The sequence below is a fragment of the Nocardiopsis sp. NPDC007018 genome (assembly GCF_040635075.1).
Taxonomy (GTDB): domain Bacteria; phylum Actinomycetota; class Actinomycetes; order Streptosporangiales; family Streptosporangiaceae; genus Nocardiopsis.
The window spans coordinates 13,879-32,169 of record NZ_JBEYHA010000058.1 but is presented as its reverse complement, the minus strand read 5'-3'; the positions used below and the strand labels follow the sequence as shown (position 1 = coordinate 32,169).

Genomic DNA, 18,291 nt, shown 5'->3' with positions numbered 1-18,291 from the left:
TCTCCCAGAGCCCATCGGGCAACACATCGCTCACAGGACGTGATCATGCCAGGCTCAGGAGCATCTCGCAGGGCTTTTGAGATGAGCTCTTAGGCGCCCAGGAGGGGGATGTCGTTCTTGCCCAGGTGGTAGTCGCGCACGGCGGCCACCAGCTCGGCGGTGGAGAGGTTGCCGCTGTTGTCGGCGTCCATCTGGGAGAAGGCCTGGTCGGCCTGGGCGCCGTCGAGACCGATGGCGGCGAACCACTTCTGCATCTCGGAGGGGCTGACCTCGCCGTCGCCGTCCGTGTCGAGCACGTTGACGATGGCCTGGATGGTCGGCTGGACCACCCGGGCGAAGCCCGCGTCGCCCTTGCTGACGATCTCCTGCTCGGCGACCTCGACGAACTTGTCCTGGCTCATCCGGTCGGTGCCGGCGGCGGACGCGAGCAGGTCGAACATGGCCAGGTAGCTGTCGCGGAGGGCGTCGCCCTTGGGCGTGCCCGCGGCACCGAGACTGCTGAGGATGCCCTCGGCCTCGACCTCGAAGTCCGCGCGCTCGATCACGCCGTTGCCGTCGTTGTCCCACAGACGGAAGCGCTCTTCGAGGCGGTTCTCGGCCTTGGTCGCAGTGGTCATCAAATCTCCTTGGCGTTTGCATGGAAAAGCGAATGCAATAAATGCGATGGGGCGTTCCGGCGATCTCCCGATCGCCTTCGACCCAGGAAGAGATTACCGCCTGACGCCACCCGGGAAACCAGAATTCCGAAGAACACCGAGGGTAATGCGACTTTTATATCGGACATTCTCTGCCATTTTTTCCACTGTTCGCGAAAAGCTCGGTCCCGTCCTCGTCCGAGCGCGCCTGCTCGAACACCACGGGCTCCTCGGGCAGGAGCGCGAGGGTGGCTCCGGTCGGCACCGGGTCGGCGTGGATCAGCACGTTGTAGTGGTTCGGCGTGTGGCAGGCGTCGAAGCCCAGGACCACACCCACCCGACGGCCGCCGATCCACACCCGGTCGCCCCGGTCCACGACCCCGGCCGCGGTGATCTCCGCGAAACCGAGGAACCCCACACGGTCGATGCGGGCCCCCTCCTCGGTCTCGGTGTGGTCGGTGGCGACCAGTTCGTGGACCTCGCCCGCCCGCACGCACCTGCTGGCGAACGGCTCCAACCGCATGCCCCGCTCCGTCCGGCGGTGCACCAGCACCTTCACCAGGGCGCCCGTCACGTGCCGCTTGGGTCCGTCCTCGCCCGGGTTCACGCGCTCACCCCCTCGGCACGGGCCCGCCGCGCCTCGCGGTAGACGTCCTCGACCAGGCGCAGGGCCGACAGACCCGCACCGTCGGGAACGCCCTCACGCACGCGCCCAGCGAAGTCGGACACGATCGCGTCGTACTCGTGCCAGAGCGACTCCTTGAAGGCCGGACGGCCGGCCAGCATGTCGGCGGTCAGGAGCCGCCCGTCGACGGTGCGCACCTCGACGTCCTTGCGCTCCCCCGGGTACGACCAGTCGAGCAGGACCCGGGCCCGCGCACCGGTGGCGACGAGTCCGACGTCCGCCCGGCGGTCCACCCCCGAGGGGTCGTACTCCACCCGCGCGGTGTCCACCTCGACCCGGCCGAGCAACGCCTCCACCAGGTCGAACGCGTTGGGGCCGTTGTCCGCCACGCATCCCCCGCCGCACCGGGACGGGTCCAGGTACCAGGTGTCGTCCCCCGCGTGTTCCTCGATCCGTTCCAGGTAGCGCACGGTCACCTGCGCCGGGACGCTCCCCGCCAACCGCTCCCGCAGGGCCGCGAACTCGGAGTTGTACCTGCGGTGGAACGCGGTGAACAGCACGGCCCCCCGTTCCCGGGCCAGGGCGGCCAGGGGCGCGCCCTCGTCCGGGTCCAGGGCCAGCGGCTTCTCCACGCACACCGCCAGGCCCCTGCGCAGGGCGTCGGCGCAGATTCGGGCGTGGGCGTCGTTGGGGGCGGTGACCACGACCGCGTCCAGCTCCGCCTCGGCCAGCATCACCGTGTGGTCGGTGTACCCGACCGCGCCCTCGGGCGGATCGGCGACCCGGGCCGGGTCCAGGTCGCACACCGCCACCGTCCGCCAGGACGGGGACGCCTCCAGGGCGGCGAGGTAGAAGCGGGAGATGAACCCCAGTCCCACGACACCCACGCGCATCGGCGCTGTGTTCAACGCTGCTCTCCTCGTACCTCGGGGGCCCGTACTCCGGCCCGTTCGGCCTGTGCCACCAGCTGCGCGTACAACGGCGCGGGCAGGGGTACGCCCCGTTCGGTCCGCTCGCGCGCGAACCGGTGCTCGTGCCACCCGGGGTAGCGCACCGGCCGCTCCGGGTCGGTCGGCGGGCAGTCCACCAGCGCGCCGAAGAGCCCTTCGGCGTCGGCTCGCGCCCCCGGCCTGAGGGTGTCGGGGGCGATGGCCATCAGCAGGAAGCCGATGTCGTCGTCGCGTCCGCTCGGTCCGCCGTCCCCGTCCCAGGCGTCCGGGTGCGGGCCGCGGCCGGACCCGGAGACCAGCGCGGACAGCACCTCCACGACCAGGCCCAGGCCGAACCCCTTGAACCGGCCGACCTCACCGCCCAGCCACATCAGGTGCGCGTCACCGGCGTCGAAGGCGGCGGGATCGGTCACCGGGGCTCCCGCGTCGTCGCACAGGAGGCCCTCCGGCAGCGCGCGCCCCTCCCGGGCCGCCTGCCGGACACGCCCGGTGGGGGCCGCGGTGGTGCTCATGTCCAACAGGAAGGGCGGGTGGGCTCCGGCCGGGGCGGAGACGGCGAGGGGGTTGGTGCCCAGCATCGCCACGGCACCGCCCGGCGGCCGCGCGATCCGCTGGCCGCCGCAGTTGCTGGAGACCACGCCGACCATGCCGCGTTCGGCGGCGCGCAGAGCGTGGTATCCGGCGCAGCCCAGGTGCGTGGCCCGGCGCACCGACACCATGCCCACCCCGTGCCGCGCCGCCCGTTCGACGGCCAGGTCCATGGCCCACGACGCCGCCCACAGCCCCAGCGAGCGGTGCGCGTCGACCAGCAGGGCCGCGCCCAGGTCGGTGACGACCTCGGGTTCGGCGCGTGGGTCGGCCCGCCCCTCGTCGAGCAGCGGCAGGTAGAGCCCGGCCAGGTTGGCGACGCCGTGCGAGTCCATTCCGGTCAGGTCGCCGTGGACCAGGGCCCGTGCCGACGCGTCCGCCCGGTCCGGGGGCAGGCCCCGCCGGGTGAACACCTGCGTGAGGAAGCGCGTCAGCTCGGCGTGGTCGACCAGCACGGGAGTCCCGGCCGACGACGCGGTTCCGGATGACTCCGAGGAGAGGGTGGTCACGATCCTCCATGGGTGTGTTCGGTGAAGACGGCCAGGAGACGGGCCACCGTCGCGGCGAACCCGTCGAGGTCGGACAGGCGGGCGGACTCGGCGTCGCCGTGCGCCCCGTCGGCGGCCAGGTCGCCGGGGCCCAGGACCACGGTGCACGCGTCGGGCAGATCGGCCGCCCAGATCGCGTCGCAGGTGAAGGCGGGCTCCTCGGCGGGCCAGGCGGGGACCCCGGCGCCGCGGAGCAGCGCACGGCCCCAGGGGTCGTGGTCGTCCAGCACCGGCAGCCCGCGTTTGGGCCAGTCCAGGCGGGTCGTGCGCCGGGCGTCGCGGGCGGTGCGGGCGAACAGAGCGGTGTCGGAGAACTCGGCGGTGAACTCCGCGAGGGCCGACTCGAAGGCCTCGGTCACCGCCCCCTCCAGGGAGCGGCCCGTGGCCGCGTCGCCGTACGCCAGGTTGAGCAGGAGGTCACCGCTGCCGTAGACGCGGTTGTGCAGGGTGCCGGTGTGCAGCCCGGCCACGCAGACCGCCCCGTCGCGGGCGTGCCCGTCCAGGGCGCGGCCCATCCGCTGGGCGAGGAAGCCCAGCAGAACGGAGGCGTTGTGGCCGGTGTGCGGGCGGTCGTCGATCGCGTCGTCGCCGCGTACCGACACCCGCGCGGTCATCGACGCCGTGCTGCGGGTCGAGAACCGCCCCGAGGTGGGTTCGCAGAACACGTTGAGCCGACCGGTGTACCCGAGCTCCACCAGGGGCCGGGTGCCCAGGACCCCCATGGCGCCGCCCTCCTCGCCCGCGACGGCCTGCACGAGCACCGCATGGTGGCGGCCGAGTTCGGGGCGTCCCCCCAGGGCGGCCCGCACCCCGGCCAACAGGGCCACGGCAGGCCCCTTGGCGTCGATCGCGCCGCGACCACGGAAGACCTCGCCGTCGAAGGTGACCGGGGGGTTCCCGGCCACGGTGTCCAGGTGCACGTTGAACATCAGGGTGCGTGCGCGGGGGACGTCGTCCGGGCCCAGTCGCAGGACCAGGCTCGGCTGCGCCTCCAGGAACCCGGGGTCGGCGGCGGCCGCGACGCGCACCGCCTCGGGCACCCCGGGCCGTTCCAGGTCGGCGGGCCGGGCCGCCGCGTGGCGCACCACCCGGAAGCCGAGCCGCTCGGCCGCACGGGCGTAGTCGCGCTGGGCCTCCCACAGCCTCGGCGCGGGACCGTCCCGTCCGGTCTCCAGGGGACCGGCGGTGGGCAGGCGCATCAGCCGCAGCAGCAGGGCGCGGTCGTCGGCGTTCAGAGCGGCTCTCACGGGTGCAACTCCTCCTTGAGGACCCGGTGCACCAGGGTCTGCGCCGCCCGCCCGTACTCGACGAACGCGTCGGGGTCGCCGAGCCCGGGGTCCGCCCCCGTGGCGCTCAGGTGGGGGCGCAGGTGCAGGTGGGGTTCGATGGACCAGGCGCCCCGGTAGCCGTGGGCGGCGAGCAGGCGCACGCACTCCTCGACCCCGGCCCTTCCCCGTCCGGGCGCGACGTAGGCGGTCTCGCCCCCGGGGAGGGGGACGGCGTCCTTGACGTGGACGTGCGCCACGTACTCGACGAGCGGGCGGAGCAGGGCCGGGGCGTCGTATCCGTGGGCGACCCCGTTGCCGGTGTCGAACAGCAGCCGCAGCGCCGGGCTGTCGGCCTCGGCCAGCAGCTCCAACGCGCGCTCGGCGCTCTCTCCGGCCCATCCGGCGCAGTTCTCGTGGACCAGGACCAGACCGGCGTCCTCGGCCCGGTGCGCGAGCTCGCGCACCCGGGCCCGGGCGGCCCTGCCCCACTCCGGCTCGGCCGTGCCGCCCGACGGGAAGGACATGATCCGTACCAGGCGCGTGCCTAGCCGGGCGCAGCGACGGGCCAGCACGTCGAGTTCGGCCAGGTCCACGGCGGGGTCGGCGGTGACCGGCCGGGACCAGTCGCCGATCTTGGCGGCCACGGCGACGACCCCGACACCGGCCCGCGCGATCCGGTCGGCCGCCCGGGCGAAGTCCGGTTCGGACAGGGCGGCGACGGGTACCCCGCCCAGGGAGCGCAGTTCCAGGAGGTTCCAGCCGAGCGCGCGCACGGCGTCGAGCTGGTCCCCGAGGTCCGGGGCGGCCTCGTCGCCGATCCCGGCCATGCGCGGTGTGTCAGGCGCCGACGGCACTGTCGACCTCCCTGGCCCCGGTTCCCGGCGCGCACAGGTTCCTGACCTCGGCCAGGAGGCGCACCGCCTCGATCTGCGCGGTGAGGTCGCCGCCACCGGGCCAGGAGCGGGCGTAGCGGCCGTAGCACGAGCGCAGGAACGCGGGCAGCGCGTCGTCGGCGAAGACCGACCGCGCGGGGGCGCGCCCCTCCACGGCGACCGCGAGCTGGGCGGTGTGGTCGGCCTCGCTGCACGGGTAGTGGCCGGTCAGGACCGCCGTGTCGAACTCCAGCACGATGCGGCGCTCCCGGGTCGGGCAGGTCAGGTCCGACTCGATCCGGGTCATCGTCCCGCTCTGGTGGAGGAGGTCCACGCGGGCCGCTCCCAGGCCGGGCATCCGGACGCCCTCGACGCACATGTCGCTCAGGTCCGCCGAAACCACGTCGGCGTCGCCCGCGAGAGAGACCGCGACGGCCAGGGCGTGCGGGACCTCGATGTCGAGGGCCGTGGGATGGGAGGTGGACTCCAGGCTGCGGGTGAAGCGCGGCTTGTTCTGGACGACCGTGAGGGCGCGCAGCGCCCCGAAGACGCCCGAGCGCCGGACCACGGTCAGCCGTCGTGTCAGGGAGCTGGCCGACCACGGGGTGGCCACGTTCAGCTCCAGGTCCCGGGCGCGGCGCAGCCGCGCGATCCCGGCCAGCTCCACCAGGTCCAGGGCCAGGGGTTTCTCCACGATGACGCGGCGGTATCCCAGGTCGGCCAGGTCCCGCAACATCTCCAGGCGCATGCGCGGCGGCGTGCACAGGTGGACCACGGTCTGCGCGGGCGGGCGTAGCCGGGCCGCCTCCTCCAGCGAGCCGACCGTGCGCACCCCGTCGACACGGTCGTGCGCGGGGTCCAGGCCCAGGAGCGGCCCCGGGGCGAAGAGGAAGGGTGCCGCCGCCCGCGCCTTGGCGAGCGACGGCACGTGCAGACCCCGCCCGGATCTGCCCAGGCCGACGATGAGGGTGTGCAGCATGAGGTGCCGGCACCTTTCCGGTTCCTTGTTCCCGTACCGCTCGGTGTTCCCTTCGGGCGCACGAGCCGTCGAACGGGCACTCATCCTCTGCGGACCGCGGGAACGGAGTCAAAGGGGAGGTCCGGTTCCAGCACCCCAAACCCCGGCGGGGTCATTCCTCAATCAGGAAGTAAGAGGCAACAAAGGGGGAGATCGACGGTAGACGCCTTTCGCCCCTTTTTGCCTTCGGGGGAATCAGGCCACCGAGAAGCTGAAGAGTCCGCTCGGCGGCGCGTGCCATCCGCGGTCGGGGACCACGAGGACCCCCCGGGTGAGGCAGGTGGTACCGGGATGGATGCGCACCTCCGAGTCGGTCATGTTGAACAGGACGTGCGCGGTGGCGGGGAGCTGGTGGCAGCTTCCCGGCGCCGGGTCGGTGTAGCGCTCCAGGTCCTCGAGCTCGGTCTTGAAGACCACGACCTCTCCGGTCGCCGCGTGTGCCGGGACGGCGCCCATGAGCACGCCGCCGAGGACGAGGGCGGCCACCGTGGACAATGCCTTCATTCCACCATCCTTTCCTTATTCATGTGCGTTTTGTGAAGCGAACCCTCCTTTTTTCCATTAACACGGAGGGTTCCGGAAGGATGCTCTCCGAACCCGGAGCGGAGCGCAACCCCGATATTCGGCAGAGCCTTTTCGGACCCCGGTTTCCGGCCCCGTGAAAACAGCGGAGCACAACGCCCATGAAGTGATATCTCGCCTTTCGTTCGCCCGGCGCGCGCCGACCGCCGGGGACGAGTCGTCCCCGTCCGCCCCATCCGCGCCGTGACCGACCCCACCCCGCCCCGACCACCCTCGAAGGACCCCCGACCTTGCCAGCCCCACCCCGGAGCCCTACGTTTTGCGAAGATCACGAACTATCGGGTGGGAGAGACATGAAGATCCTCGTCGTGGGTGCGGGAGCGGTCGGCGGTTACTTCGGCGGGCGGCTCGTCCAGGCGGGGCGGGACGTCGACTTCCTGGTCCGGCCCGCGCGCGCCGCGCTCCTGGCCGAGCGCGGACTCGACATCACCTCCGTGGAGGGACGCACCGAGAACATCGCCGTCACACCGGTGACCAAGGACCAGCTCACCGACGCCTACGACCTGGTGCTGCTCTCGGTGAAGTCCTACGGGCTCGAAGGCGCGGTCGAGGACCTCGCCCCGGCCGTGGGGCCCGGGACGGTGGTCGTGCCCTTCCTCAACGGCATGCGCCACCTGGACGTCCTGGTGGAGCGGTTCGGCGAGGACCGCGTGTACGGCGGGGTGTGCATGGTGATGACCCGCCTGGACGAGAGGGGCGGCATCGTGGAGGTGGGGAAGATGGGCGAACTCGTCTACGGGCCGCTCTCCGACTCCCCCGTGGTCGGACTCGACCGCGTCCACTCCGCCCTGGAGGAGTCCGGGTTCACCGCCCGCCCCACCAAGGACATCCGCCAGGAGATGTGGGACAAGTGGGTCTTCCTGGCCAGTCTGGGAGCCGTCACCTGCCTGATGAGGGCACCCATCGGCCGGGTGAACCGCGCCCCGGGCGGTCAGGAGTTCAGCGCGGGGATGTTCGCCGAGGCCACCGCCCTGGCCACCGCCGCCGGGTACCCGCCCAGCGACCGTATCCGGGGGTTCGCCGAGAAGGTCATCTCCGACACCGAACGCGAGACCTCCACGTCCATGTACTGGGACCTGACCCACGACAACCCCGTGGAGGGCGACCACATCGTCGGCGACCTGGTCGCGCGGGGCCGCGAGCTGGGCGTTCCCACCCCGCTGTTCTCCCTGGCCCACACACACCTGAGCGTCTACTCGGCCGCCCGCGGCTGAGGCGCGTGGCCGCCGGGGCGTGCCCCGGCGGCCACGGGGTTCACCCCTTGAGCGCCCCCGCCATGAGCCCGCGCATGAAGTACCTCCCCAGCACCAGGTAGATGAGGAGTGTCGGCAGCGACGCCAGCACGGCCGCCGCCATCTGCTGGTTGTAGGGCACCACCATGGACCCGGCCACGTTGTTCAGCTGCACCGTGACCGGCCAGCTGTTGGGACCGGTCAGGAACACCGCGAAGAGGAAGTCGTTCCACGCCGACGTGAACTGCCAGATCAGGGTGACGGCGAACGCCGGTGCCGATACCGGCAGGATGACGTGGGCGTACGTCCTCAGCAGCCCCGCTCCGTCCACCCGCGCCGCCTCGATGAGGGAGCCCGGGACGCTCGCGTAGTAGTTGCGGAAGATCAGGGTGCAGATCGGGATGCCGTACACCGTGTGCGCCAGGACGAGCGGGAACAGCCCGCCCATGAGGTCGGCGCCCACCAACATCTGCTGGAGGGGGATCATCACCGCCTGGTAGGGGATGAACATCCCGAACAGGAACAGCGTGAACACCGTGTCCGCGCCGGGGAAGCGCCAACGGGCCAGCACGTAGCCGTTCATGGAGCCCAGCACCGCGGACAGGACCGCGCTCGGCACGGCCATACGCACGCTGTTCCACAGTCCGGGGGCCAGCGCCGACCAGGCCGTGGACCACCCCTCCAGGCTCCACTCGCGCGGAAGCAGCCACGCCCGGGCCGCCGTGGCCTCCGAGAAGGGCTTGAACCCCGTCACCGCCAGCACGTACATGGGCAGCAGGAACAGCGCCGCCAACACCAGCAGGACGGTGAACCGGACGGCCCGTCCGCGTGAACCGCCTGCGGCGCCCACGCCCGAGGGGGCGTTCACCCGTCCGGGCGATCTCCGGGTCATCGGCCCTCGCTCCGTTCCTTGCGCACGGTCCAGACCAGGTAGGGGATCACGAACACCGCCACGGCGAGCAGCAGGTAGGACGCGATGGTGGCCCCCTTCGCCGGGTCCCGGACCTCGAAGACCATCGCCCACATGTACACGGCGGGGACGTCGGCGACGATCTGCTGCCCCGCCACCGCGATGATCAGGTCGAACACCTTCAGGGACATGTGGCCCAGGATGATCACGGCGCTCAGGGTGACCGGGCGCAGCTGCGGCATGACCACCCGCCAGTACACGCCCCACTCCGAGCACCCGTCCACCCGGGCCGCCTCCCGCAGTTCCTCGGGCACCCCCCGGAACCCGGCCAGGAACAGCGCCATGACGTATCCGGCCAGTTGCCAGACGGCGGGCAGCGCCATCGCCGCCATGCCGAGGTCGGGCGCGGTCCACCAGTCGTTGACGAGGAAGTCCAGGTTCAGGTGGACGAACAGGGCGTTGAGACCGGTGGCGCGCTCGGCCGGCGCCGGGTTCATCAGCCAACGCCACACGACACCGGTGGCGATGAAGGAGACCGCCATCGGGGCGAGGAAGAGGGTCCGGAACACCGCCTCGCCCCGGATGCCCTTGTCGAGCAGCAGGCCCAGCAGCCAGCCGAGGAACAGCGCTCCGCCGACGAAGACCACGGTGAACACCACCGCGTTGGCCACGGCGGCGGGCCAACGGGCCTCCTGCCACAGCTGGACGAAGTTGGCCAGCCCCACGAAGGAGCCGTCCTGGATCGGGGCGTGCTTGTCGCTCAGGGCCAGCTGGGTGTTCCAGCCGATCATGCCGTAGACGAACACGCCGATGAGCAGGATCGACGGCGAGACCAGCAGCAGGCCCGGGAACCAGGTGCGGGCCCTGGCCAGCGCCCGCCGCAGCCGGGTCGGACGCGCGCGGCGGTCCGGGGCGGGGGGTTTCGGGTGGCCGGGGTCGCCGGGCGCGGCCCCCGCCTGGGTGGCGGCGCTCATGCCGACTGGGCGGCCTCGTGCAGGGCCGCGTTGAGGGCCTCCAGGTCCTCGTTCTGGAGGTAGAGGCCCACGGCGGTGTCGATGTCGTTCTTCCACCGGTTGCCCACGGTCACCCCGTGCCAGAACGACCCCGCCAGCTCGGGCCCGGCCTGCCACTCGGTCAGCGCGGACTCCAGGTACGGGTTGTCCGCGTACCGGCCGGGGTCGGCGTCGGAGCGGGCCGGGATGGAGCCCTTGAGGGGGTTGAACAGGTCCTGGCCCTCCTGGCTGGCCACCAGGGCGAGCCAGGCGCGGGCGTTCTCCTCGTTGGGGGCTCCCGCAGGGAGGGTGAAGCTGTCCGACAGCCACATGTACGTACCGTCGGTCCCGGGCGAGGGCGCCCAGTCGTAGTCCTGTCCGGGGAGCGCTCCCAGTTCGTCGAAGTACCCGGCGGCCCAGTCCCCCATGACGTTGAAGGCCGCCTCCCCCTCCGCCACCCGGCGCGAGGCCTCCTGCCAGTCCTCGGCCGCCGACTCCTCCTGGGTGTGGGACAGGATCGTCTCGAAGGTCTCCAGCGCCTCGGCCATCCGCGGAGTGTCCCAGTCCGCGCCCGGCTCCCACAGGGCGTTGTACGCGTCGGTGCCGAGCGAGCCCAGCAGCACCGACTCCAGCAGGTGGTCGACGGTCCACTGGGCGCCCACTGCCATGGGGATGGCGTCGGTCTCGGAGGCGACGGCCTCCAGGGCCTCCACGAGCTCCTCCAGGGTCCGGGGCGGCCCCTCCACCCCGGCCTCCTCCAGCACCGAGGGGTTGAACCACAGGACGTTGGACCGGTGGATGTTCACCGGGACCGAGTACACGCTGTCCTCGTAGGAGATCTGCTCGACCAGCTGGTCGGGGTAGGCCTCTCGCAGACCGTGTTCGTCGAAGAAGTCGTCGAGCGGTGCCAGGTACCCGGCCTCGACGTAGTCCTGGAGGGACGCCCCGGCGTGGCCCTGGAAGGAGTCCGGCGGGTCCTGGCTCTGGAGCCGACCCTCCAGCACGGCCTGGGCGTTGGTGCCCGACCCGCCCGCCACGGCGGCGTTGACGAACTCGACCCCCTGGTTCTCCTCCTCGAAGCGCTCGATGAGGGCGTTGAGCCCGGCCTCCTCGCCGCCCCCGGTCCACCAGGAGAAGACCTCGACCTGGTTCCGGTCCCCGCCTCCCGCACCGCACGCCGTGGCCAGGAGCGCCAGTCCCAGCCCCGAGGCGGCGATCGACCACCGTTGTGAACGCATACGCATTCCTCTCCGGGCGGCCGACCCGTCCCGCGGCGACGGACCGCCCCACTGTGTCGCATATCACCAAATTCCGACCCCGCCATCCTTGGTAACCCCGGCGACGTAGGTCAAGGGAGCGGCGGATCACGAATCGGAGACGCCCCAGCGGCGACGGACACGCCGAAACGGCGACGCGAACGCGGCGTGCCACCGTCCCGGTCTGACCTGTGGCGTTCCCGTCCCCCGCCGCCCGCGCCCGGCGCACACGCCCACGGCGCGCCACGGGGATTGGCACAATCACGGCATGCCAGTCCTCGACCGAGCCGCCCTCCGACGGTGGGCGCTCCTCCCCCCGGCCTGTCTGCTCGTGTCCGCCTGCGCGCCGGACGGCGGCGCGGTGGGTGCCGTCGCCACCGGGCACTTCTCCGCACGCCACCAGTTCCCCGTGGTCCAGGTGGCGTGGTGCGGGGACAGCCCGCCCGCACGGATCGACCTCACCTCGGAGGAGCACGGGTGGCGGCTGACCGCCAACCGCGCCTTCGAGGGCGACCGGCTGGAGGTGGACCTGTCCGCGCCCGGCGAGGACTGGACCATCACCGACACCGGGGGCGAACCGGCGTACCGGGTGGTGCCCGACTCCCCCGAGACCGCGTACACGCTGGAGGTGACCTCGGCCGCCGGCGCGGAGGACGGCGCCGACGGCGACATCGCGGCGCTCGAGTTCCACACCGAGTCGCTGGCCTCCGACGACGGCCTCATCCTGGGCACCCACCAGGGCGGCGAGGGCACGCTGGTGGGCGCGCAGGAGTTCCCTCCCGAGTGCTGAGCCGACGGTTCAGCGCGGCGCGGGCAGGTGGCGGCGCCAGGACAGGGAGACGGCCAGGACGCACAGCAGGGCGAGTCCGGTGCCGACCGCGAACATGGCCGGGTAGCCGAACCAGCGGGTCAGCGCCGCCAGCGAGGCCGGGACGAAGAACCCCAGGTAGGTGAGCGAGTAGTACACGGCGGTCAGCCCGGCCAGGCGGTCGGGCCCCGCGATGCGCTGCGCCTCCTGGAGTCCGGAGACCAGCAGCAGGCCGTACGCGGCGCCCAGGACGGCCGCCGCGACCAGCGCCGCCGTGACGGTCAGCGCGGTCGAGGCCCACACGGCCAGGGCCATCCCGGCCGCGGCCACGGCCAGGGCCGCCACCACCGCGCGCGAGGAGTGCGGACTGTCCACCCGCTTGGCCACCTGCTGGCTGAGGACACCGCTGGCCAGGGCCACCAGGCACAGGAGTCCGGAGAAGCCGATCTCGAAGCCGGGAACGCGGTGGGCGAGCAGGTCGGGCAGGACGGCGTAGGCGCTGGCGGCGGTGCCGAACACCCACGGCGCCATGGGCACCACCACCAGAAGGAAGCGGCGGTGGAACGCGTCGGGCACCCGGAGGTCGTCCATGAGCCTGCGGGGCGTCGTCGAGCGCGCGTGCGTCTCCGGCGCGCCCAGCAGGACCAGGGCCAGCGCGAGGGTGAGGACGATGTTGACCGCGTACGGCAGGACGGCGGACATCGGCGCGAACTGGGCGATGGCGGCCGCGACCACCGCGCCCAGGAGGAAGCCGAGGGTGAGCGCGAGCGAGGCGCGCGCCGCACCCGCACCCGCACCGGCCCCGGGGTCGTGCGGGGGCTGGGAGAGCTCCTTGACCCAGCTGGTGCCCACCGCCATCGCGAGGCCGAGCGCCAGGCCGGAGAACACGCGCCCGGCGAAGAGGAGGGCCACCGAGTCCGAGCCCGCGGCCAGCAGAGCGCTGCCGACCACGCACAGGAGCGGCGCCGGGAGCATCAGGGGGCGGCGCCCGTGGCGGTCGGAGAGCGGACCGCCCACCAGCAGGGCGGGCACGATACCCAGGACGTAGGCGCCGAGCAGTACGTTGACGACCTGCGCGCTCATGCCGCTGTCCAGGCGGTACATCACCAGGAGCGGCGTGAACTCGTTGCCGCCCCAGGCGACGGCGAAGAGGGTGCCGCTCACGGCGAGCCACCCGGGGAGCGCGCGGCGGCGCGCGGGGTCGGTACCTCTCCCGGGCTCCCGGTGCGGTCTGCGGGCCTCGATCGTGGCCATGGTCGGTACTTCTTCCTCAGCGGTTCGGGGTCAGGGAGGCAGGAGGGGTGTCGGCCTGCGGTGTCAGAGGGTGGAGCCGTGGATGTCGTTCAGGTGTTCGGCGGTGGCCCGGGCGTAGCCCTCGTGGTCGCCCTCCTCGATGAGCCGGGCCAGACCCGTGTGCTGGGCGATGGCCAGGTCGGCGCGCGTGGTGTCGTGGCTGATCGACTGGGTGGTCATGCGCCGGTGCCGGTCCTGGAGGAGCTGGTGGAAGCCCTGGAGGATCGAGTTGCCCCCGGCGGCGACCACCTCGCGGTGGAACTCCACGTCGGCGCGGGTGAAGGCGGCCAGGTCGTCGTCCTCCCAGACGCGCCGCTGCCGTTCGATGACCTCGCGCAGGCGCCGCACCAGCCGCTCGGAACCGCCCGGGGAGGCGCACACGGTGCGGACCGCCTCGGTCTCGATGAGCTGGCGCGCCTGGAGGACCTCGCGGAACTCGTGCGGGGGCACGGGCCGCACCATGGCACCGCGTTTGGGGTACAGGCGCATCCACCCCTCCGCCTGGAGCTGGAGGAAGGCCTCGCGGACGGGGGTGCGGCTCATGCCGAGTTCGGCGGCGATCCGACCCTCACTGAGCATGCTGCCGTCCTCGAACTCACCTTCGAGGATGCGGTCGCGGACGACGGCGTAGGCCCGCCCCGCCGCCGACTCCGGCTCGGCGGCCACCCCGGCCACCGGTTCTCCCCCGTCGCCACCACTGGCACTCACTGGGCCTCCTCTTCTTGGATACAACATAGATACTAGTCGTATGCCAGAGCGGGTCCCAGGGCGGCCCCTGATCTGGGACCAGGGTCACCCGCCCGACAGGCGCCCCACGACGGCGGGGAGGGCGGGGCGGGGCACGGTGCGCGTCAACGCGGAGCATCCGGCGTTGACGAGAACCGGCCCCGAACACAGGGGAAGGGGGTGCCCGCCGGTGCGGGCACCCCCTCCTCCGTGTGCGGGCGGGTCAGCCCCGCCAGCTGTGCCACAGCCGCGCGTAGCGGCCGCCGTCGGCGACCAGCTGGTCGTGGGTGCCCTCCTCCACGATCCGCCCCTGCTCCATGACCACGACCCGGTCGGCCGTCTGCGCCTGGGTGAGGCGGTGCGCGACCACCAGGGTGGTCCGGCCCTTGGTGGCGGCGACCGCGGCGTCCTCCAGACGGCGCGCCCCGGAGCTGCCCGCCTCGGCGGTGGCCTCGTCGAGCACCGCCAGGTCGGGGTCGGCCAGGACGAGCCGGGCCAGGGCCAGGTGCTGGGCCTGTTCGGCGGTGAGCGCGTGACCGCCCTCCCCCACGACCGTCTCCAGGCCCTCGGGCAGGGCGAGCGCCCAGTCGAGAGCGCCCACGGTCTCCAGAGCGTCCCGCACCTGCTCGGGGGTGGCGTCGGCACGCGCCAGGCGCAGGTCCTCCACCAGCGTCCCGGCGAACACGTGGGTCTCCTGGCTGACCAGGAACACGTGCTCGCGCACACGCGCCTCACCGAGGTCGTCGAGGGGAATCCCGCCCAGGGACACCGTCCCGGACGTCGGCGCCCGCAGACCGCTGACCACCGCGGCCAGGGTGGTCTTGCCCGCTCCGCTGGCACCGACCAGCGCCACCCGCTCCCCGGGGGCCACCCTGAGCGAGACGCGGTCCAGGGCGCGCGGGGCCCCGGGGGCGTAGGAGTGGCTGACCGCCTCCACCCGCAGGGAGGAACCGGCGGGGCCCTCCTCCGCTCGCGGGTCGTCGGCGACCGGCAGGTCGATGACCCCCGCCAGACGGGCCAGGCTCGCCCCGGCCTGCTGGACGTCGTTGAAGTTCATCACCAGGAACCCGATCGGCCCGAACAGCCGGTGGAAGAACAGGGCGGCGGCGGTGACCATGCCCACCGTGGCGAGTTCACCGCGCACCAGGAAGAAGCCCACGACCAGGACGGCGCCCAGCCCCACGAACTCGGAGCCGTTCATCCGCGCGCCGAGCCTGGTGAAGAGGTAGAACACGTCGATGGTGAGCCGCATGGCGGTGCGGGACCGGTCCGCGATGACCCGCTCGTGCTCCTCCTCCAGACGGTAGGCGCGGACGGTGCCCCGGCCGCGCAGGGCACCCATGAGCGCGTGCGAACGCTCTCCCATGGCGATCCGCTCACGCGCGTAGTACGGGCCCGAGCGCGGCATGTACCAACGCACCGCCCACACGTAGAAGGGCAGGGCGGCGAGCCCGGCCAGGCCCAGACGCCAGTCGAGGGCGGCCATTCCGGCGGTGGTGAGCACCACCATGGCCAGGGCGGTGACGACCTCGGGGCCGTTGCGCGCGATGGCGTTGGTGACCACCGCCACGTCGTCGCCGACCCGGGAGAGCAGGTCGCCGATCCGTACCTTCTCCAGGCGCGCCGCGGGCATGTGCAGGACGCGTTCCATCACGCGTTCGCGCAGGCGGGCCAGGACCGTCTCACCGACCCGGCTGACCTGCCAGGCGCCGAGTCCCACGAAGACGCCGCCGACCACGGCGGCCCCGGCGATGAGGGCGGCTGACCGGAGGATCGCCTCCGGTCCGGCGCCCTGGGAGATGTCGTCGACCATGGAGCCGAGCACCCACGGCGCGACGAGTCCGGCGGCGCTGCCGAGGAGCACGGTGGCCAGAGCCAGCGCGGTCGTCCACGGGATGGCCCGCAGCCCGTCACCGAGGACGGCCCAGGTACGCCGTGCGTCGGCGGTGGGCAGGAGTTCCGGGGTCGCGGCCGTGGCGGGCGCCCCGGGTTCGGTGGTGGGTTCCGTGCTCAACGCAGCACCGCCTCACGGTAGTGGGGGTCGTCTTCGGCCAGTCGTGCGTGGGTGCCCTCGGCGTGCACGCGGCCCTCGCGCAGGACCACCACCCGGTCGGCGCGCGCCAGCAGTGCGGGGCTGCTGGCGATGACCAGGGTGGCTCCGCCGGGGGCTCGGGCGGCGCGCAGTGCGGCGGTGCCCTGGGCGATGGCCGCCTCGGTGACGGCGTCGACTGCCGTGGTGGGGTCGTGCAGCACCAGCACGGGAGGGTCGGCGACCAGCGCGCGAGCGAGGGCGACCCGCTGGCGCTGACCGCCGGAGAGGTTGGCGGCTCGGTCGGCGACGGGCCGGTCGAGCCCGTCGGGATGGCCGCTGACCAGGTCCTCGGCGGCTGCCGCGGCCAGGGCTTCGCGCAGGAACCGATCGTCGTCGGTGTTCGCCGCGGCTTCGGTGGAGGGAGCGGTGTGTCCGCCGCGCGCGGTCCGGCTGACCACGAGGTTGGTGCGCAGGGTGCCCTCGAACAGGACGCTGTCGTGCTCTTCCACGAGCACGGCGCGCCGCAGGGAGGTGAGGTCGAGTTCGGGGACGGGTCGGCCGCCGACGAGCGCGGTGCCTCCGGCTCCTTCGGCTCGTCCGGCGAGGAGGTCGACCAGGGCCTCGGCGTCACGGGGGTCGGTGGTGAGGATGCCGACGAACTCTCCCTGGGCCAGGGTCAGGTCGACACCGTCGAGTGTGCCGTGGGAGACGCCGCGCAGTTCCACGGCGGGCGGGACCTCGGGGAGAGCGTCGGGGAGGAGCCGGTCACCGGGGTGGACGGCGTCCGGGGCGTTGAGGAGTCGGGTCAGGCGCTGGGCGGAGGCTCGGGCGATGGCGAACAGCTGGCCGACCAGGCCCAGTGCCCGGACCGGTTCGGTGAGGAACTGGGCGAGGCCGACCACGATGACGAGTTCGCCGATGGTCAGGTGCCCGCGGAGCGCCATCCACCCGGCGGCACCGGCGACGACGCCGAGGAAGACCGCTCCGGCGGCGGTGACCAGTCCCGTGTAGAGGCCGTTGGTGGCGGCGGCGCCCACGGAGGCGGTGAGGGCGCGCTCGCTGGCCCGCTGGTAGCGCAGGGAGGCGTTGTGCCGGGCGCCGATGCCCATGAGCACGCGCAGCCCGCCGACCAGGTCGGTGGCCATCGCGGTGGCGCGGGCGGCGGTGGCCTGTTTGGCCTCGGTGCGGCGGGTGATCCGGGCGGCGGGAATCCTGAGCAGTAGGAGCATCAGCGGCACGCCGAGGAGGACCCCGAGCCCGAGGGGGACGTTGATGGCGAGCAGGGTGGCGGTGGTGACGACGATCGCGGTGACCTGCGCGATCCCCATGGCCCAGGCGCGCACGTAGGTGGCGACCTGTTCGGCGTCGGAGGTGGCGACCGCGAGGATCTCACCTGAGCGCAGGCCGCTGAGTTCGCCGCGCGGGTGCAGGACCCGGCGGGCGGACTCCAGGCGCAGCTGGTGGGCTTCGCGTTCGGTGGCGCTCAGGGCGAAGCGGGCGCCGAAGCGGTAGGCGGAGGCCAGGCAGGTGAAGAGCAGGGCCAGGCCCGCCACGCACCACAGCAGCGCGGTGGTGTCGCCGGTGGTGACGGCGAGGTCGATGGTGAGCCCGATCGCCACCGGGACCAGGACCTCGCAGGTCTGGTGGAGCGAGAGCAGGAGGGCGCCGAGGGCGACCCGGCCCCGTTGGCGGCGCAGGGTTCGGGTGCGCAGGGCCTTGGCGGTGCCGGGGACGGGCTCGGCGGCGGCCTGGTGGGCGTCGGCGGTGGCCGCGGTCACGGGGTGACTCCGTTCGGGTGGGAGTGGTGTGGCGCAGGGGCGGGGAGGGGGATTCGGACCGTGGGGTCGTCCCGACCGACCCAGGGTAGCCAGCGGTGTCACGGCCTCCGACCACGGGTTGTCCCGGTTGGCACCGGTACGGCCATTGCCGAGACACCATGATATTGGTTAGCCTAAC

At 72.9% G+C, this 18,291-nt stretch carries 17 protein-coding genes; 2 read left to right on the top strand and 15 right to left on the bottom strand.

Annotation, left to right across the window (positions count from 1 at the left end; translation table 11 throughout):
- Positions 1–89 precede the first annotated feature (89 nt).
- The 8 genes from ABZ635_RS23365 to ABZ635_RS23330 form a co-directional block, all read right to left on the bottom strand.
- Complete coding sequence (locus tag ABZ635_RS23365; protein ID WP_357768884.1) at positions 90–617, bottom strand: EF-hand domain-containing protein; 528 nt, start codon at positions 615–617, stop codon at positions 90–92.
- A 154-nt stretch (positions 618–771) separates the two neighbouring features.
- The gene (locus ABZ635_RS23360; RefSeq protein WP_357768882.1) at positions 772–1,242 is read right to left on the bottom strand and encodes a hypothetical protein; all 471 of its coding nucleotides are present in this window, start codon (positions 1,240–1,242) and stop codon (positions 772–774) included.
- Positions 1,239–2,168, bottom strand: a complete 930-nt coding sequence (locus ABZ635_RS23355; RefSeq protein ID WP_357768880.1) for a Gfo/Idh/MocA family oxidoreductase — start codon at positions 2,166–2,168, stop codon at positions 1,239–1,241. The genes ABZ635_RS23360 and ABZ635_RS23355 overlap by 4 nt, the downstream gene beginning before the upstream one ends.
- Positions 2,165–3,307: an Ldh family oxidoreductase gene (locus ABZ635_RS23350; protein WP_357768878.1), complete on the bottom strand. Its 1,143-nt coding sequence runs from the start codon at positions 3,305–3,307 to the stop codon at positions 2,165–2,167. Before ABZ635_RS23350 ends, ABZ635_RS23355 begins: the two co-directional genes overlap by 4 nt.
- Positions 3,304–4,593: a M20/M25/M40 family metallo-hydrolase gene (locus ABZ635_RS23345; protein ID WP_357768876.1), complete on the bottom strand. Its 1,290-nt coding sequence runs from the start codon at positions 4,591–4,593 to the stop codon at positions 3,304–3,306. Before ABZ635_RS23345 ends, ABZ635_RS23350 begins: the two co-directional genes overlap by 4 nt.
- Positions 4,590–5,441, bottom strand: coding sequence for a sugar phosphate isomerase/epimerase family protein (locus ABZ635_RS23340; protein WP_357768874.1), 852 nt, complete (start codon positions 5,439–5,441; stop codon positions 4,590–4,592). Before ABZ635_RS23340 ends, ABZ635_RS23345 begins: the two co-directional genes overlap by 4 nt.
- Before the next feature lie 10 nt (positions 5,442–5,451).
- The gene (locus ABZ635_RS23335) at positions 5,452–6,465 is read right to left on the bottom strand and encodes an oxidoreductase (protein ID WP_357768872.1); all 1,014 of its coding nucleotides are present in this window, start codon (positions 6,463–6,465) and stop codon (positions 5,452–5,454) included.
- 234 nt (positions 6,466–6,699) lie between these two features.
- Positions 6,700–7,008, bottom strand: a complete 309-nt coding sequence (locus tag ABZ635_RS23330) for a hypothetical protein (protein WP_357768871.1) — start codon at positions 7,006–7,008, stop codon at positions 6,700–6,702.
- Between the two features lie 371 nt (positions 7,009–7,379).
- Here ABZ635_RS23330 and ABZ635_RS23325 point away from each other — a divergent pair, with 371 nt between their 5' ends.
- Positions 7,380–8,300, top strand: coding sequence for a ketopantoate reductase family protein (locus tag ABZ635_RS23325; protein ID WP_357768869.1), 921 nt, complete (start codon positions 7,380–7,382; stop codon positions 8,298–8,300).
- A gap of 40 nt (positions 8,301–8,340) precedes the next feature.
- Here ABZ635_RS23325 and ABZ635_RS23320 read toward each other — a convergent pair whose 3' ends face one another.
- The 3 genes from ABZ635_RS23320 to ABZ635_RS23310 are packed head-to-tail and all read right to left on the bottom strand — an operon-like array spanning position 8,341 to position 11,458.
- Positions 8,341–9,210, bottom strand: coding sequence for a carbohydrate ABC transporter permease (locus ABZ635_RS23320; RefSeq protein WP_357768867.1), 870 nt, complete (start codon positions 9,208–9,210; stop codon positions 8,341–8,343).
- Positions 9,207–10,202, bottom strand: coding sequence for a sugar ABC transporter permease (locus ABZ635_RS23315; protein ID WP_357768865.1), 996 nt, complete (start codon positions 10,200–10,202; stop codon positions 9,207–9,209). Before ABZ635_RS23315 ends, ABZ635_RS23320 begins: the two co-directional genes overlap by 4 nt.
- On the bottom strand, positions 10,199–11,458 hold the full coding sequence (locus ABZ635_RS23310; protein WP_357768863.1) for an ABC transporter substrate-binding protein: 1,260 nt from the start codon (positions 11,456–11,458) through the stop codon (positions 10,199–10,201). Before ABZ635_RS23310 ends, ABZ635_RS23315 begins: the two co-directional genes overlap by 4 nt.
- Before the next feature lie 286 nt (positions 11,459–11,744).
- Here ABZ635_RS23310 and ABZ635_RS23305 point away from each other — a divergent pair, with 286 nt between their 5' ends.
- Positions 11,745–12,266 carry a hypothetical protein gene (locus ABZ635_RS23305; protein ID WP_357768861.1) on the top strand — a complete coding sequence of 174 codons (522 nt, stop codon included), beginning with the start codon at positions 11,745–11,747 and terminating at the stop codon, positions 12,264–12,266.
- Between the two features lie 9 nt (positions 12,267–12,275).
- Here ABZ635_RS23305 and ABZ635_RS23300 read toward each other — a convergent pair whose 3' ends face one another.
- The 4 genes from ABZ635_RS23300 to ABZ635_RS23285 all read right to left on the bottom strand — a co-directional run bounded on the left by ABZ635_RS23300 (position 12,276) and on the right by ABZ635_RS23285 (position 18,113).
- The gene (locus ABZ635_RS23300; protein WP_357768859.1) at positions 12,276–13,538 is read right to left on the bottom strand and encodes an MFS transporter; all 1,263 of its coding nucleotides are present in this window, start codon (positions 13,536–13,538) and stop codon (positions 12,276–12,278) included.
- Between the two features lie 63 nt (positions 13,539–13,601).
- Complete coding sequence (locus ABZ635_RS23295) at positions 13,602–14,285, bottom strand: GntR family transcriptional regulator (protein ID WP_357768857.1); 684 nt, start codon at positions 14,283–14,285, stop codon at positions 13,602–13,604.
- A gap of 241 nt (positions 14,286–14,526) precedes the next feature.
- Positions 14,527–16,317, bottom strand: a complete 1,791-nt coding sequence (locus ABZ635_RS23290; RefSeq protein ID WP_357768855.1) for an ABC transporter ATP-binding protein — start codon at positions 16,315–16,317, stop codon at positions 14,527–14,529.
- Complete coding sequence (locus tag ABZ635_RS23285) at positions 16,314–18,113, bottom strand: ABC transporter ATP-binding protein (RefSeq protein ID WP_357768854.1); 1,800 nt, start codon at positions 18,111–18,113, stop codon at positions 16,314–16,316. Before ABZ635_RS23285 ends, ABZ635_RS23290 begins: the two co-directional genes overlap by 4 nt.
- Positions 18,114–18,291: the final 178 nt, after the last annotated feature.